Annotated in this window: 12 protein-coding genes and 1 pseudogene; 4 read left to right on the forward strand and 9 right to left on the reverse strand. The window is 74.0% G+C overall.

Translation table 11 applies throughout. The features are described from left to right. The first annotated feature begins 66 nt into the window (after window positions 1-66). On the forward strand, window positions 67-1017 hold the full coding sequence (locus SZN_RS04100; RefSeq protein ID WP_007491666.1) for a hypothetical protein: 951 nt from the start codon (window positions 67-69) through the stop codon (window positions 1015-1017). Window positions 1018-1148: 131 nt separating this feature from the next. Here the strand turns inward: SZN_RS04100 and SZN_RS04105 are convergent, their stop codons facing one another. The 3 genes and pseudogenes from SZN_RS04105 to SZN_RS04115 form a co-directional block, all read right to left on the reverse strand. Further along, entirely contained in the window at window positions 1149-1457 is a 309-nt protein-coding gene (locus SZN_RS04105) for an AzlD domain-containing protein (RefSeq protein WP_007491668.1), read from the reverse strand. Beyond that, the gene (locus SZN_RS04110; RefSeq protein WP_050814996.1) at window positions 1454-2248 is read right to left on the reverse strand and encodes an AzlC family ABC transporter permease; all 795 of its coding nucleotides are present in this window, start codon (window positions 2246-2248) and stop codon (window positions 1454-1456) included. Before SZN_RS04110 ends, SZN_RS04105 begins: the two co-directional genes overlap by 4 nt. A 16-nt stretch (window positions 2249-2264) precedes the next feature. Further along, a pseudogene (locus SZN_RS04115) lies at window positions 2265-3110 on the reverse strand (AraC family transcriptional regulator); the annotation flags it as partial. 179 nt (window positions 3111-3289) lie between these two features. On the opposite strand from SZN_RS04115, the gene SZN_RS04120 reads away from it, so the two are divergent. The 3 genes from SZN_RS04120 to SZN_RS04130 all read left to right on the forward strand — a co-directional run bounded on the left by SZN_RS04120 (window position 3290) and on the right by SZN_RS04130 (window position 9962). Next, complete coding sequence (locus SZN_RS04120; protein ID WP_007491674.1) at window positions 3290-8191, forward strand: ATP-dependent helicase; 4902 nt, start codon at window positions 3290-3292, stop codon at window positions 8189-8191. A gap of 125 nt (window positions 8192-8316) precedes the next feature. Further along, window positions 8317-9165 carry a DNA-formamidopyrimidine glycosylase family protein gene (locus SZN_RS04125; RefSeq protein ID WP_007491676.1) on the forward strand — a complete coding sequence of 283 codons (849 nt, stop codon included), beginning with the start codon at window positions 8317-8319 and terminating at the stop codon, window positions 9163-9165. Window positions 9166-9197: 32 nt separating this feature from the next. Continuing rightward, window positions 9198-9962 (forward strand): SDR family NAD(P)-dependent oxidoreductase, encoded by a 765-nt coding sequence (locus SZN_RS04130; RefSeq protein WP_007491678.1) that lies wholly within the window; start codon window positions 9198-9200, stop codon window positions 9960-9962. A gap of 206 nt (window positions 9963-10168) precedes the next feature. Here SZN_RS04130 and SZN_RS04135 read toward each other — a convergent pair whose 3' ends face one another. The 6 genes from SZN_RS04135 to SZN_RS04160 all read right to left on the reverse strand — a co-directional run bounded on the left by SZN_RS04135 (window position 10169) and on the right by SZN_RS04160 (window position 15089). After that, window positions 10169-10432 carry a hypothetical protein gene (locus SZN_RS04135; protein WP_007491680.1) on the reverse strand — a complete coding sequence of 88 codons (264 nt, stop codon included), beginning with the start codon at window positions 10430-10432 and terminating at the stop codon, window positions 10169-10171. A gap of 453 nt (window positions 10433-10885) precedes the next feature. Beyond that, window positions 10886-11266 carry a helix-turn-helix domain-containing protein gene (locus tag SZN_RS04140; RefSeq protein WP_007491683.1) on the reverse strand — a complete coding sequence of 127 codons (381 nt, stop codon included), beginning with the start codon at window positions 11264-11266 and terminating at the stop codon, window positions 10886-10888. Window positions 11267-11375: 109 nt separating this feature from the next. Beyond that, window positions 11376-11921 (reverse strand): CinA family protein, encoded by a 546-nt coding sequence (locus SZN_RS04145; RefSeq protein ID WP_007491686.1) that lies wholly within the window; start codon window positions 11919-11921, stop codon window positions 11376-11378. After that, a complete protein-coding gene (pgsA, locus tag SZN_RS04150) occupies window positions 11918-12688 on the reverse strand; it encodes a CDP-diacylglycerol--glycerol-3-phosphate 3-phosphatidyltransferase (RefSeq protein WP_007491688.1) in 771 nt (256 codons plus the stop codon). The genes SZN_RS04145 and pgsA overlap by 4 nt, the downstream gene beginning before the upstream one ends. Further along, on the reverse strand, window positions 12685-14166 hold the full coding sequence (gene rimO, locus SZN_RS04155) for a 30S ribosomal protein S12 methylthiotransferase RimO (protein ID WP_078508432.1): 1482 nt from the start codon (window positions 14164-14166) through the stop codon (window positions 12685-12687). Before rimO ends, pgsA begins: the two co-directional genes overlap by 4 nt. A gap of 86 nt (window positions 14167-14252) precedes the next feature. After that, window positions 14253-15089, reverse strand: a complete 837-nt coding sequence (locus tag SZN_RS04160) for a helix-turn-helix domain-containing protein (protein ID WP_007491692.1) — start codon at window positions 15087-15089, stop codon at window positions 14253-14255. Window positions 15090-15111: the final 22 nt, after the last annotated feature.

Below are 15111 nucleotides of genomic sequence, written 5' to 3' on the forward strand. Positions count from 1 at the left end.
GCCCCTGAGGGTGGGCCTGTGACGGGACCGCTTGCCAGGGCCGCTCGGCGCCCTACGGTCTGACGCATGGCTGAATCCGGAGCATCCCCACTCCCCCCGGCGCCCCCGGCGCACTCCCCGCTCTTCCGTGCCGAGCAGTTCGTCTGGCTCACCGCGCGGGTGCTGGAGCAGCGGCTGTTCGCGTACCACTTCCTGAACGGCTCGGCCGACCCGGTGGACACCGCGCTGGACGCCTATCGCAACGAGGACGGCGGGTACGGCCACGCCCTGGACCCGGACCTGCGCGGCCCGGTCAGCCAGCCGCTGCACAGCGGTCACGCACTGCGCGTGCTGGACGCGATCGGGCGCTGCGGGGGACAGCGGGTGGAACGCGTGTGCCGCTATCTCACCTCGGTCTCCACCCCGGACGGGGCCCTTCCGGCAACCGATCCCCGCCAGCGCGGCTACCCCGCCGCGCCCTCGTGGACGATCGTGCAGGCGCCTCCGAGTTCGCTCCTGGCCACCGGGCCCGTCGTCGGCCTGCTGCACCGCAACGAGGTGTGGCACGCCTGGCTGTTCCGGGCGACGGACTTCTGCTGGCAGGCCGTCGAGTCCCTGGAGAAGTCCCATCCGCAGGAAGTCCGGGCCGCGGTGGCGTTCCTGGACGCCGCTCCCGACCGCCCGCGCGCGGAGGCCGTCGCCGACCGTCTGGGCCGCATGGTGCGCGACCAGCGCCTCGCCGCGCTGGACCCGGAGCGCGACATCGTCGACACCGGCCCGTCCTCACCCGGCAGCACGCCGGGCGGGGCTTTCCTCCCGCACGACTTCGCGGCGACACCACGCTCGCTGGCGCGCGCGTGGTTCACGGAAGCCGAGATCAGCCGCTCTCTGGACCATCTCGCGGGCGAGCAGCGGGAGGACGGCGGCTGGCCCTCCCGCCGGCAGCGGTGGGCGCCCGGCGTCGGTCTGGAAGCCCGCCCCATGGCGACGATCGACGCGCTGCGCACCCTCAGGGCGTACGGCCGCCACATCGGCTGACCGTCCGGCGGTCCCCGCGGGCACGCGCGCCCTGGACCGGGCCGTCCTGGCGCGCGTACGGCGTCCGTCGCACCTCGCGCGCACGCGCGCCGCGCGTCACGCGCCGTGTCCCGCCCGGCCGGAGACCCAGGTCACCCGCCGAGGGCCCGCGCCCCGGCCGTCACCGCCACGGCCGCCGCGACGACGAGCAGGAAGGGGGCCCGCAGCATCAGCACCACGGCGGCCGCGGCGAGCCCGGCCACGCGCGCGTCCAGGACGAGCGCGCGCCCGTCACCGAACGTCTGCTGCGCGGTCAGCGCGGCCAGCAGCGCGACCGGCAGCAGGGCTGCCAGACTCCGTACGAGGGGCCTTTCGAGCGCGCCCGCGGGCACGAGCAGTCCGATGAGTTTGACGGCGTAGCAGCCGATCGCAGTGGCGCCGATCGCGATCCATATGTTCATCGCTCGCCCGCCCGCGTCTCTCGCCACTCCCCCGCGTCCGGGGTCTCTCGCCGCTCCCGCGGCTGCCCCGGCTTCCGCGCCGCGCCCCGGCGGCGGCCTTCGGCCCACAGCACAGCCGGTGCCGCGAGGGCGGCGACCAGGACCGGCACACCGGCGGGCAGGACGGGCAGCAGCCCGAGCCCGAGCACCACGGCCAGACCGGCCACGGCCCGCTCGGTCGTGGACGTCAGCATCGGCGCCAGCAGCGCCAGGAAGACGGCCGGACCGGCCGCGTCGAGCCCCCAGGCGTCGGTGTCCCCGATGGCCTCGGCGCCCAGTGCGCCGAGGAGCGTGGTGAGGTTCCACAGCACGTACAGGCTCAGGCCGGTCACGACGAACCCGAGCCGCGCGCTCCGCCGCGTCGGCTGGGCCAGCGCCACGGCGGTCGTCTCGTCGATCACCCACTGGGCGGCGAACGGCCGCACCGCGCGCGTGAGGCGCAGCAGCTGCGACAGCCGCAGTCCGTAGAAGGCGTTGCGCACGCCGAGGAAGAAGGCGCCCGCCGCCGCGGTCAGCGGGCTGCCACCGGCGGCGAGCGCCCCCACCAGGGCGAACTGCGACGCCCCCGTGAACACCAGGAGGCTGAGCGCGCAGGTCTGCAGGAGCGTGAGCCCGCTGCCGGCCGACGTCACCCCGAAGGCGAACCCGGAGAGCCCCACGGCCACTCCGACACCGAGGGCGTCCCGTACGACGGCGGCATCGGGTTCGTCCCTGTCCGCACGGGGTTCTGCTGGAGTGTTCTGTTCTGACACGCCTGCGACGCTAGAACGGCTCCCGCCAGGTGTCTTGTACGTTCTTGCGCTCCCGCTGGTAGGCGCCGGGCGGGACGCCGACGATCCGGCTGAAGTGGCGGTTCAGATGGGGCTGGTCGGTGAAGCCCACGGCGACCGCCGCCTCGGCCGGCGAGACGCCCGCGTCCAGCATCCGGCGGGCCCGCCGGACCCGCGCGTCGGTCAGCCAGGTGTGCGGTGGCATGCCGTACACGTCCCGGAACGCGCGCAGCAGGGCGAACGGGCCCGTGCCGAGGTCGTCGGCCAGCCGTTCCAGGCTCGGCGGTTCGGCCATCCGCCCCTCCAGCACCTCACGCGCGCGTGCGGCGACCCCGGCTCCCGCCGTACGCACGGCGCGCTGGGGGAGCGGCCCGCCGTTCAGCCGCAGGAGCCGGGTCACGGCGACCCTGAGCAGGGTGTCGGCGGCCAGCGCGTTGCCCTCGTCGGCGGCGCGCAGCACCCGGTGCACCAGGGACACCGCGTACGGGTCGTCGAGGACGGGCCGTACGAAGCCCGGGGTTCCCCGGACACCCGTGGTCTCGGCGGCGATCTCGGCCACCAGTTCCGGCGAGGGGTACACGGCCCCATAGCGCCATCCCTCGGGGACGCCGGCCCGCCCGGTGTGCGGGGTGTCCGGATTGACCAGCGCCAGAGCGCCGGCGCCGGCGTACTGGTCCGCTCCCCCGTGGTGGAAGACCTCCACGCCGTCGACGACGGCGGCGATGACGAAGTGCTCGTGGGTGTGCCGTACGAAGGTCTTGCGTATGTAGCGGGCCCGCAGGAGGTCGACCCCGGGCAGCTCGGCGTACCGCCAGTGCCGCGCCTGCTCGATCGAACCTGCCATGCCCCCATTCTCCTTCGCCGCGAGAGGGGCACACGCCTGGGCCCCGGAGGCGGCGCACTGCCGTGCAGCGTCCCCGCCGCGCCCTGCCGTCCAGCCGGACGCGGCGTGTCCGCCGCCGCATCGCCGCGCCGTCCGCCCAGCTCAGCCGCGTTGTCAGTGGCCGGGTGCAGGATGGACGCATGGTCAGCAATCCGCACCGAGCCCTGGAAGGCTTCTCGCCCGCGACCCGCGGCTGGTTCTCGGGTGCCTTCTCCGCGCCCACCGCGGCCCAGGCAGGCGCGTGGCAGGCCATCCACGAGGGCTCGGACGTGCTGGTCGTCGCCCCCACCGGCTCCGGCAAGACGCTGGCCGCCTTCCTGGCGGCCCTGGACCAGCTCGCCGCCACTCCCCCGCCCGCGGACCCCAGGAAGCGCTGCCGGGTCCTGTACGTCTCCCCCCTCAAGGCCCTGGCCGTGGACGTGGAGCGCAACCTCCGCAGCCCGCTGACCGGCATCCGCCAGGAGTCCGTGCGCCTGGGCCTGCCCGAGCCCGAGGTGAAGGTGGGCATCCGCTCGGGCGACACCCCCGCTGCGGAGCGCCGGGCCCTGGCCACGCGCCCGCCGGACATCCTCATCACCACGCCCGAGTCCCTCTTCCTGATGCTGACGTCGGCCACGCGCGAGGCCCTGACCGGCATCGAGACGGTGATCCTGGACGAGGTCCACGCCGTCGCGGGCACCAAGCGCGGCGCCCACCTCGCACTCACCCTGGAGCGGCTGGACGAGCTGCTGCCGAGGCCGGCCCGACGGATCGGCCTCTCCGCCACGGTCCGGCCGGTCGACGAGATCGCCCGCTACCTCTCGCCCCGGCGCAGGGTGGAGATCGTCCAGCCGCAGTCGGGCAAGGAGTTCGACCTCTCGGTCGTCGTCCCCGTCGAGGACCTCGGTGAGCTGGGCGGCTCCCCGGTCGCGGACGGCTCCGGGGGAGCGGAGCGCCCCTCGATCTGGCCGCACGTCGAGGAGCGGATCACCGACCTCGTCCAGTCCCACCGCTCCACCATCGTCTTCGCCAACTCCCGTCGTCTCGCCGAGCGCCTGTGCAACCGCCTCAACGAGATCGCCTACGAGCGTGCCACCGGCGAGCCCCTGGACGAACACCACGCCCCGGCCGAGCTCATGGGCGGCTCCGGAGCGGCGCAGGGCGCGCCCCCGGTCATCGCGCGCGCCCACCACGGCTCCGTCTCCAAGGAGCAGCGGGCGCTGGTCGAGGAGGACCTGAAGGCAGGCCGCCTTCCCGCGGTCGTCGCCACCTCCAGCCTGGAGCTGGGCATCGACATGGGCGCCGTGGACCTCGTCGTCCAGGTCGAGTCGCCGCCCTCGGTGGCCTCCGGCCTGCAGCGCGTCGGCCGCGCGGGCCACCAGGTCGGCGCCGTCTCCACCGGTGTGGTCTTCCCCAAGTACCGCGGCGACCTGGTCCAGGCGGCCGTCGTCACCGAGCGGATGCGCACCGGTTCGATCGAGTCCCTGAGGGTCCCGGCCAACCCGCTGGACGTCCTCGCGCAGCAGATCGTCGCCATGACGGCGATGGACACCTGGCAGGTCGACGACCTCCTCGCCACCGCCCGCAGGGCCGCGCCCTTCGCGTCCCTGCCCGAGTCCGCGTTCACCGCCGTCCTCGACATGCTGGCCGGGCGCTATCCCTCCGACGCGTTCGCCGAGCTGCGCCCGCGCGTGGTGTGGGACCGGGTGGCCGGCACGATCACCGGCCGTCCAGGCGCCCAGCGGCTGGCCGTCACCTCCGGCGGCACCATTCCCGACCGGGGCCTGTTCGGGGTCTTCCTCGCCGGATCGGACCCCAAGAAGGGCGGCGGCCGGGTCGGCGAGCTGGACGAGGAGATGGTCTACGAATCGCGCGTGGGCGACGTCTTCACGCTGGGCACCAGTTCCTGGCGCATCGAGGACATCACCCGCGACCGGGTCCTGGTCTCCCCCGCGCCGGGTGTGCCGGGGCGCCTCCCGTTCTGGAAGGGCGACCAGCTCGGCCGTCCGCTCGAACTGGGCCGCGCGGTGGGCGCGTTCCTGCGCGAGGTCGGCTCGCTGCCGCGGGACGACGCACGGCTGCGCCTGGTGACGGCCGGCCTGGACGCCTGGGCGGCGGACAACGTCCTGTCGTATCTCGCCGAGCAGCGCGAGGCGTGCGGCCACATCCCCGACGACCGCACGATCGTCGTCGAGCGTTTCCGCGACGAGCTCGGCGACTGGCGCGTCGTCGTGCACTCCCCGTTCGGCGCGCAGGTCCACGCCCCCTGGGCACTCGCCCTCGGCGCGAAGCTCTCCGAGCGCTACGGCATGGACGCGCAGGTCATGCACGCCGACGACGGCATCGTGCTGCGCCTCCCGGACGCCGACCTGATGAGCCTGGACCTGCTGGACCGGGAGCCGGCGAGGAGCGGCAGCGAGTACGACGCCGAGCAGGCGCCCGTGGGCGCGGCGGACGTCGTCTTCGACAAGGGCGACGTCGACCAGCTGGTCACCGACCAGGTCGGCGGCTCGGCCCTGTTCGCCTCCCGGTTCCGCGAGTGCGCGGCCCGCGCGCTGCTGCTGCCGCGCCGCAGCCCCGGCAAGCGGACCCCGCTGTGGCAGCAGCGCCAGCGCGCCGCGCAACTGCTCCAGGTGGCGAGCGAGTTCGGCTCGTTCCCGATCGTCCTGGAGGCGATCCGGGAGTGCCTCCAGGACGTCTTCGACGTGCCCGGACTCGTCGAGCTGATGGGCGACCTGGAGTCCCGCAGGGTGCGCCTGGTGGAGGTGACGACCCCGGAGCCGTCGCCCTTCGCCCGTTCCCTGCTCTTCGGGTACGTCGCCCAGTTCCTGTACGAGGGGGACTCCCCGCTCGCCGAGCGCCGCGCCGCCGCGCTGTCGCTGGACTCGCGGCTGCTCGCCGAGCTGCTCGGCCAGGCGGAGCTGCGCGAACTGCTCGACGCCGAGGCCCTGACCGAGCTGGAGCGGGAGCTCCGGTGGCGCACGGAGGACCGGCGCGTCAAGGACGCGGAGGGAGTGGCCGACGTGCTGCGCGTGCTGGGTCCGCTCACCGACGCCGAGCTGGCCGAGCGGGGCGCCGAGCCGCAGTGGGCCGAGGAGCTGTCGGGCGCCCGCCGCGTCATCAGGGTCCGCATCGCCGGTGCCGGCCACTGGGCGGCGATCGAGGACGCGGGGAGGCTGCGCGACGCCCTGGGCACCGCCCTGCCCGTCGGCGTCCCTGAGGCGTTCACCGAGCCGGTCAAAGACCCCCTGGGCGATCTCCTGGCACGCCATGCCCGCACCCACGGCCCGTTCACGTCGGCCGGCGCGGCGACCCGCTTCGGCCTGGGTGTGGCGATCACGGAGGGCGCTCTCCAGCGGCTGGCGGCGAGCGGGCGGATCGTCCAGGGCGAGTTCCATCCGGCGGGCATCGGCCAGGAGTGGTGCGACGCCACGGTCCTGCGCCGTCTGCGCCGTCGCTCCCTCGCCGCCCTGCGGCACGAGCTGGAACCGGTGCCACCGGCGGCGCTGGCGCAGTTCCTGCCCCAGTGGCAGCACATCGGGCGGGGCCACGGTCTGCGGGGCGTCGACGGACTGGTGCGCGCCATCGAGCAGTTGCAGGGCGCGTCGGTACCGGCCTCCGCCCTGGAGAAACTGGTCCTGCCGTCCCGGGTCGCGGACTACACCCCCGCGATGCTCGACGAGCTGACCTCGGCCGGCGAGGTCGTCTGGGCGGGCGCGGGCTCGCTGCCCGGCAAGGACGGCTGGGTCTCGCTGTACCTGGCGGAAGCGGCCCCGCTGCTCCTGCCGCAGCCGCACCCCTTGGAGCCGACCGCGCTGCACCGGTCCGTCCTGGACACCCTCTCCGCGGGCTACGGCCTGTTCTTCCGCCAGATCGCCGACCAGGTCCGCGCCACCACCCACCCCGAGGCCACCGATCCCCAACTGGCCGACGCGCTCTGGGAGCTGGCCTGGTCGGGACGGCTGACGAACGACACCCTGGCCCCCATGCGCGCCCTGCTCGGCTCGGGCCGGACCGCGGGCGCCACGGCACACCGGGCCAAGCGCTCGGTCCCGCGCGGCCGCTACGGCTCCCTGACGGCCGCCGCCCGCGCGACCTCCCGCACCGGCCCGCCCACGGTCGCCGGCCGCTGGTCCGTGCTCCCGGCCCACGAGGCGGACGCGACCGTGCGGGCCCACGCCCTGGCCCGCGCCCTCCTCGACCGGCACGGCGTGGTGACCCGGGGCGCGGTCACGGCCGAGGGCGTCGAGGGCGGCTTCTCGGCGACGTACCGCGTCCTGTCCGTCTTCGAGGAGAGCGGTCAGGCGCGGCGCGGCTACGTCGTCGAGGGGCTCGGCGCGGCCCAGTTCGCGATGGACGGCGCGGTGGACCGGCTGCGGGCGGTCTCCAACGCCCGCGACCGGGGCGACTTCCTGCCCGGCCCCGGCACGGCGGACTCCTCCGGACCGGCACGGCCGGACGGCGCCCCCGCGTACGACATCCCCGACCTGGACCACGACTTCCTGGACGCCCATCTGAACCATCCGGGACCCGACGCGTACGCCTCGCCCCGGGACGGCGCACCCCAGGGCGCGCAGGGCGCGTACGACCGCCGTCCGGGCGGGCGCGGGTTCGGCGGCGCCCCTCCGTACGGCACGGCGTCCGCCACCGGCCGGTCCCGCCCCTCACCCGGCGCCCGAGCCGTCGTCCTCGCCGCCGCCGACCCGGCGAACGCGTACGGCGCGGCCCTGCCCTGGCCGGAGCCCCCCACCGGCGCCGGTCACAAAGCCGGGCGCAAGGCGGGCTCCCTCGTGGTCCTCGTCGACGGCGAGCTGACGCTGTACATGGAGCGCGGCGGCAAGACCCTGCTGGCCTGGTCCGCCGCCCCGGACACCGAGCCCGACGACGACCCACGGCTGCGCGGGGCGGCCGAGGCCCTCGCCGCCGCGGCGAAGGCCGGCTCCCTCGGCACGGTCACGGTGGAGCGTGTGAACGGCGCGTCGGCGCTGACGTCCCCCGTGGGCACCGTCCTGGAAGGAGCGGGTTTCATCGCCACCCCCCGCGGCCTGCGCCTGCGCGCCTGAGCCAGGGCCACCGGGCGCTCCCAGGGCGGGCCGAACGGAACACGTCCGCGTGAGCCGCCCGGCGGCGACCCCCGCCGACCCGGTCCGTCCCGCGCCCCTCACCGGTCGCGTGCCACCCTTGACCCATGCCCGAAGGAGACACGGTCTGGCAGACCGCGAAGCGGCTCCACACCGCTCTCGCGGACCGCACGCTGCTCCGCAGCGACTTCCGGGTGCCGTCGTACGCCACCGTCGACCTCTCCGGCCGCGCCGTCCTGGACGTCACCCCGCGGGGCAAGCACCTCCTGACTCGCGTCGAGGGCGGCTTCACGATCCACTCGCATCTCGGTATGGAGGGGGCCTGGAAGATCTTCGCCGAGGGGCAGCGCTGGTCCGGCGGTCCCGCGTTCCAGATCCGCGCGGTCCTCACCACCGCCGAGCGGGCCGCCGTCGGCTACCGCCTGCCCGTCCTGGAAGTCCTGCGCACCACCGAGGAGGACCGGGCGGTCGGCCACCTCGGCCCCGACCTGCTGGGCCCCGACTGGGACGCCGAGCGCGCCCTGTCGAACCTGCTCTCCGACCCCGGGCGCTCCCTCGGCGAGGCGCTGCTGGACCAGCGCAATCTCGCGGGCGTCGGCAACGTCTACAAGAGCGAGCTGTGCTTCCTGCTCCGCGCGACCCCCTGGCTGCCCGTGGGCGCGCTCCCGGCCGAGCACAGGGCCCAGCTGCCGGTGCTGGCCAGGAAGCTCCTGGAAGCCAACCGTGAGCGCCCGATCCGCCGTACGACGGGCCGCCCCGACCAGGACCTCTTCGTGTACGGCCGCAGGAACCGCCCGTGTCTGCGCTGCGCCACCCCGATCCGGCGGGCCGAACAGGGCGACGGCTCCCGGGAACGCCCCACCTACTGGTGCCCCGCCTGCCAGGCCGGCCCCTCGCCCATCGGAAGTTCCGGTTCCGTTCGCCGCGGGGCAGTTCGGCCCCGTCCGGCCAATTGACGGTCCGTCAGAAGTACTCGTACGGTCCCTTCATGGCCGTCAGGGCGTACGACCTCACCGGGCGCACCGCGTTCATCACCGGCGCGGCCGGCGGCATCGGCCGCGCCTGCGCGGTACTGCTCGCCGAGGCGGGCGCCACCGTGCACTGCGCGGACCGCGACGCACAGGGCCTGCACGAGACGGCGACCCTGGCGAGGGCGCGCGGCGGCACCGCGCACGCGCACCCGCTCGACGTCACCGACCGCGAAGGGCTGCACCGAGCCGTCGCCTCGTGCGACCGGCTGGACGTGATGGCAGCGGTCGCCGGGATCATGCACAGCAGCACCGTCCTGGAGACCCGCGACGAGGACCTCGACCGGGTCCTGGACGTCAACTTCAAGGGGGTGCTCCACGCCTGCCAGGAAGCCGCCCGCGCCATGCTCGACCGGGACATCAGGGGCAGCATCGTGACCATGGCCTCGGGCGCCGTGGACACCGGCGGCGCCGGCCTGCTCTGCTACGGCGTGGCCAAGGCGGCCGTCGTGCAGCTGACGAAGACGCTGGCGACGGAGCTGGGCCCGCACGGCATCCGCGTCAACGCGGTCGCCCCGGGCTGGATCCGCACCCCCATGACCAGCCGTCACGAGACCGAGCAGCAGGCGCGGACCGAGGCGTTCATGGCGCGCATGTCACCGTTGGGCAGGGTCGGCGAGCCGGAGGACGTGGCGCACACGGTGCTCCACCTGGCGTCCGACGCCTCGTCCTTCACCACGGGCCAGATCCTTCGCCCGAACGGCGGGGTGGCCATGCCCTGGTAGCCCAGCCCGCCCCGACGCCCGCCGTGCCCTCCACCCTCCACCCTCCACCCTCCGCCCTCCGCCCGGCGCCCGACACCCTCCGGCCTCCGGCCTCCGGCCAGCGCGAACCGCCAGCCGTCGCCCCGGGGCACGGCGGCCCGCCCAGCCCGAGTACACCGACCCGAAGCCGCCCGCGCCATCCTCAGCCCGAGCACCCTGACCCGAACTCAGCCGTCCGGACCCGCTTCCCCGCCGCCCCGCCCCGCGCTCCCGGCACGCCAGGCCGCCGCCCACCGCCGCCCGTCCACGGCACCAGCGGCCCGCTCCTTGGACACGGCGTGCACCGGCAGCAGCCCCAGCCCCCACCCACCGGCCGCGACCGCCGCCTCCAGGACCCCCGCGTCGGGCACCACCGCGAGCCGCAGTACCGCCCACCACCACAGCGCCCCGAACCCCAGGGCCACCCCCCGGCGCACTATCGGCCGTGCCATCCACTCACCTCCAGCCCCGAGGCCAGAAACGCCCGCACAGCGCCAGCGTGGGCGCCTCGGCGGCCGGCCCCGTACCCGACCCCGTACCACCCGAAGCGGCACAGCCCTCATCGCTCATCGCGCACCCGGCACGCCGTACTCTCTCCACTCGACCGGGACCCCCCTCACCCCGCGTCACACGCCGTCACCCTCCACGATGACCGCGGGAGTAGCGCCCGGCAAACGCACGCAGCGCCCCTCGGCGTTCCGCGCACGAGGCAAAACCCGCACCGACGCGCCCCGAAAGCCCCCCAACACCCCCACGCGCCCCCGCACGCCCGCCGACCGGCCCCGGGCTCCCCGAACAGCACGAAACCCCGACCACGCTCCCCCAGGTCTCCCTGGAGAAGCCCCGGCCGGGGCCTCACACGCTTCTCGGCGCATGGTCAGGTCATGCGCACGGGCCTGTCACCGTCACGCGGCGACCACGTCCACCGCTTCGGCGGGCGCCTTGATGGTCACCCGCTCCGGCGGCACACCGGTCACCGACACGGAGCCCAGCATCGGACGGACCGACGCGGGCACGGGCTGGCTGGGGGTCGCCGCAGCGGACTGGGCCAGCTCGGCGAGGGCGAGCTCGTCGCTCACTTCCCGCATGAGCTCGGACATCCGTACGTCCAGCGCGTCGCAGATCGCGGCGAGCAGCTCGGAGGACGCCTCCTTCTGCCCCCGCTCCACCTCGGAGAGATAGCCGAGCGAGACTCGGGCGGACGAGGAGACTTCGCGCAGAGTACGGCCCTGGCGCTGGCGCTGCCGACGCAGCACGTCACCCAGCAGGCGACGGAGCAGAATCATCGGTGGCTCCCTCCTCGGACCGCGTAGCCGCATCCTTCACGCCCCACCGTACCGCCTTGCGCCGCGGCCGTGCGGGGAGCGATGTCGTGTTCACTCAGGGCTGCAAACATCAAAACCCCCCGTTCTGTTCCGTATCCTGTGCGCGCTCATTCCCGCCGTGTTCGCCCGCAAGCTCCTCCCGAAGCAGCGCGAGCACGCTCCGTACACTCTCCATACGAATTTCCGCCCGGCTGCCGTTCAACCGCAGGGCCTCCACTTTTCCGCCACCGGCAGAACCAGAATCGGGACGAAAGGGTCCATCCAGGGCCACGAAAACGGTGCCCACCGGCTGCCCGTCCTGCTCGTCGGGGCCTGCGACGCCCGTCGTGGCGATGCCCCAGTCGGCCCCGAGCGCCTTCCGCACACCGGCCGCCATCTCCGCCGCGACCTGCGGATTCACCGCGCCGTGCTGCTCCAGCAAGGTGATGTCCACGCCCAGCAGCCGATGCTTCAGCTCGGTCGCGTAGGCGGTCACCGCCCCCCGAAACGCCTTGGACGCCCCCGGAACCGTCGTGACCTCCGCCGCGACCAGTCCGCCCGTCAGCGACTCGGCGACGGCAAGCGTCTCGCCCCTCACGGTGAGTAGTCGCACGATGTCCGCGGCCGGAGAGTTCACCCTTGCGTCTCCTCCAACGCGGCCTTGCGCTCGGCGATCCCCTGCCTGCGCAGCACCATGGCTTGCCTGACATAGTCCAGCCCGGTCACCACGGTCAGCAGGACCGCCGCGGCCATCACCCACCAGCGCAGGGTGGCCAGCCATCCCGTGAGCGCCAGGATGTACATCCCGACGGCCACGCCCTGCGTGAGGGTCTTGAGCTTGCCGCCCCTGCTCGCCGGGATCACTCCGTACCGGATGACAAGGAAACGCAGCAGCGTGACCCCGAGTTCCCGGCCGAGGATCACGACCGTCACCCACCACGGCAGATCGTCCAGCACGGACAGACAGATCAGCGCGGCACCCATGATCGCCTTGTCGGCGATGGGGTCGGCGATCTTCCCGAAGTCGGTGACCAGGTCGTACGTCCGCGCCAGATGTCCGTCGAACAGGTCGGTGATCATGGCGACCGCGAAGGCGGCCCACGCGAACGAGCGCCACGCCGGGTCGTAGCCGCCGTCGGCCAGCATCAGGGCGACGAACGCCGGCACGAGGACCAACCGGAGCATGGTCAGGAGGTTGGCGATGTTCCAGACACTCGCCTGGTTGACGGCCGCCGCCGCGATCTTCCCGCCGCGCACGGACCTGGCCGTGCCCTCGGGCCCCAGGTCGCTGCCGGCCGCCAGAGCGTCCGCGGCCGACACCGCGCCGGGCACCGGCGCGCCCAGCGCACCGGCCTTGCCCGCACCGGAGGAACCGCCCGCGGCGGACGCCGGAACTCCCGTCATCTGCCGTCCTCCTCGCTGCCCGCGGACGCGCCCTGGAGCGGTTCGGCCACCAGGTCGACGCCCTCCGTACCCACCACCTTCGCCTCGACCATACGACCGATGCCCAGCCCCTCGCCGCTCGTGAGCAGCACCTGGCCGTCCGTCTCGGGGGCCTGGTGCGCGCCGCGGCCGTGCGCACCCTCACCGGTCTCGTCGGAGCCCAGCGACTCGACGAGGACGTGGACGGTCTCCCCGAGGCGCTCCTCGGCGCGCTGCGAGACGAGTTCCTCGGCCAGCCTGGAGACCCTGGCCAGCCGCTCGGCGACGACGTCCTCGTCGAGCTTGTTGTCGTAGGTCGCGGCTTCGGTGCCCTCCTCGTCGGAGTAGCCGAAGACACCGATGGCGTCCAGCCGCGCGCTGTCGAGGAACCGCTCCAGCTCGGCGAGGTCGGCCTCGCTCTCGCCGGGGAAGCCGACGATGAAGTTGGAGCGCACGCCCGCCTGGGGGGCCTTGCCGCGGATGGTGTCGAGCAGTTCCAGGAACCGGTCGGTGTCGCCGAAGCGCCGCATGGAGCGCAGCACGTCCGGCGCGGAGTGCTGGAAGGACAGGTCGAAGTAGGGGGCGACCTTGGGCGTGGAGGTCAGGACGTCGATCAGGCCGGGCCGCATCTCGGCGGGCTGGAGGTAGCTCACGCGGACGCGCTCGATGCCGTCGACCTCGGCGAGTTCCGGCAGCAGGGACTCCAGCAGGCGGATGTCGCCGAGGTCCTTGCCGTAGGAGGTGTTGTTCTCGGAGACCAGCATGATCTCCTTGACGCCCTGCTCGGCGAGCCAGCGCGTCTCGTTCAGCACGTCGCTCGGGCGGCGCGAGATGAAGGAGCCGCGGAAGGACGGGATGGCGCAGAAGGTGCAGCGCCGGTCGCAGCCGGAGGCGAGCTTCACGGAGGCGACGGGGGCGCCGTCGAGGCGGCGACGCAGGGGCGCGCGGGGGCCCGAGGCGGGAGCGAGCCCGTCGGGGAGGTCGGCGGGAGCGTGCCCGGGGAGCGCGACGGCGGCGGCGGACTCCTGCCGCTCGGCCGGGCTGATCGGCAGCAGCTTGCGCCGGTCGCGCGGGGTGTGCGAGGCGTGGACGCCGCCGGACAGGATCGTCTGGAGCCGGTCGGAGATGTCCGTGTAGTCGTCGAAACCGAGCACGCCGTCGGCCTCGGGAAGGGCCTCCGCGAGGTCCTTCCCATACCGCTCGGCCATGCAGCCCACCGCCACCACGGCCTGGGTTCTGCCATGGCCCTTGAGATCGTTGGCCTCAAGGAGGGCGTCGACGGAGTCCTTCTTGGCGGCGTCGACGAAGCCACAGGTGTTGACGACGGCGACGTCCGCGTCGGCGGCGTCGTCCACGAGATCCCAGCCGTCCGCCTCCAAACGGCCTGCGAGCTCCTCCGAGTCCACCTCGTTGCGGGCGCAGCCAAGAGTGACGAGTGCGACGGTACGGCGTTCAGGCATGGGCTCAAGACTACTTTGTCTCTCTGACAGCCCACGTCGACGGGGTTGGCCGAACATGGCCGACCCCGTCGCGGTGTCGCCCGGCGCTAACCGGCCTGCGGGTCACCCTTGGTGTAGGTGAGGCGCTCGACCGCGCCCGGCTGCCACTCGTCCTCGATCTTCTTGCCGTTGACGTAGAGGTCGATCGCGCCCGCGTCGCCGAGGACCAGGTTGATCTTGTCGCTGTCCTGGAAGGTCTTGGTGTCGCCCTGCTTGAGGAGGCCGTCGAAGAGCAGCTTGCCGCTGCGGTCCTTGGCCGAGATCCAGCTGCGGCCGTCGGTGGCGGTCACCTGGACGGTGACCTTGTCCTGGGGGACGGCGGCGATGGCGCTGTCCGACGGTTCCGGCTGGGGGTCCTTGGGCTTGTCGGTCTTCGGGGTGGGCGTGGACGTGTCGGCCGACGGCGCGGGGCCGCCCCCGGCGACGGACGACTTGCCGGTGTCGTCCTCGCCCTTGAAGGCGGTGAATCCGACGAAACCGACCACGGCGACGATCGCCGCGACCATGGCCGCGGTCCAGTTGGGACCGCGCCGCTCGGGGCGGATGCGCTCCGCCTCGAACAGGGGAGCCGCCGGGGTCGGCGCCGGCCGTCCGCCGTGCGCGTCGTCGTACTGTGCGAGCAGCGGCGCGGGATCGAGGTTGACGGCCCTGGCCAGGGTCCGGATGTGGCCGCGGGCGTACACGTCACCGCCGCAGGGGGTGAAGTCGTCGGCCTCGATGGCCCGCACGATGGCGATACGGACCCGGGTGGCGTTGGTGACGTCCTCGACGGTCAGCCCGGCGTCGACGCGCGCCTGCTGGAGGGCACGCCCGATCGAGGGGCGGGAGTCGTCGGACACGTCTTCGAACGGACGCTCGTCTTCAGGGGAGTTGTCGAGGGACACGGGGGCGCCTTTCGAGCGTTTG

The sequence above is a fragment of the Streptomyces zinciresistens K42 genome (genome assembly GCF_000225525.1).
GTDB classification, from domain to species: domain Bacteria; phylum Actinomycetota; class Actinomycetes; order Streptomycetales; family Streptomycetaceae; genus Streptomyces; species Streptomyces zinciresistens.

Bases quoted from the DNA above. Each gene is read 5' to 3' on its own strand.
- SZN_RS04105 (WP_007491668.1), bottom strand. From the start codon at position 1,457: ATGAACATATGGATCGCGATCGGCGCCACTGCGATCGGCTGCTACGCC.
- SZN_RS04130 (WP_007491678.1), top strand. From the start codon at position 9,198: ATGGCCGTCAGGGCGTACGACCTCACCGGGCGCACCGCGTTCATCACC.
- SZN_RS04100 (WP_007491666.1), top strand. From the start codon at position 67: ATGGCTGAATCCGGAGCATCCCCACTCCCCCCGGCGCCCCCGGCGCAC.
- SZN_RS04135 (WP_007491680.1), bottom strand. From the start codon at position 10,432: ATGGCACGGCCGATAGTGCGCCGGGGGGTGGCCCTGGGGTTCGGGGCG.
- SZN_RS04125 (WP_007491676.1), top strand. From the start codon at position 8,317: ATGCCCGAAGGAGACACGGTCTGGCAGACCGCGAAGCGGCTCCACACC.
- pgsA (WP_007491688.1), bottom strand. From the start codon at position 12,688: ATGACGGGAGTTCCGGCGTCCGCCGCGGGCGGTTCCTCCGGTGCGGGC.
- rimO (WP_078508432.1), bottom strand. From the start codon at position 14,166: ATGCCTGAACGCCGTACCGTCGCACTCGTCACTCTTGGCTGCGCCCGC.
- SZN_RS04140 (WP_007491683.1), bottom strand. From the start codon at position 11,266: ATGATTCTGCTCCGTCGCCTGCTGGGTGACGTGCTGCGTCGGCAGCGC.
- SZN_RS04120 (WP_007491674.1), top strand. From the start codon at position 3,290: ATGGTCAGCAATCCGCACCGAGCCCTGGAAGGCTTCTCGCCCGCGACC.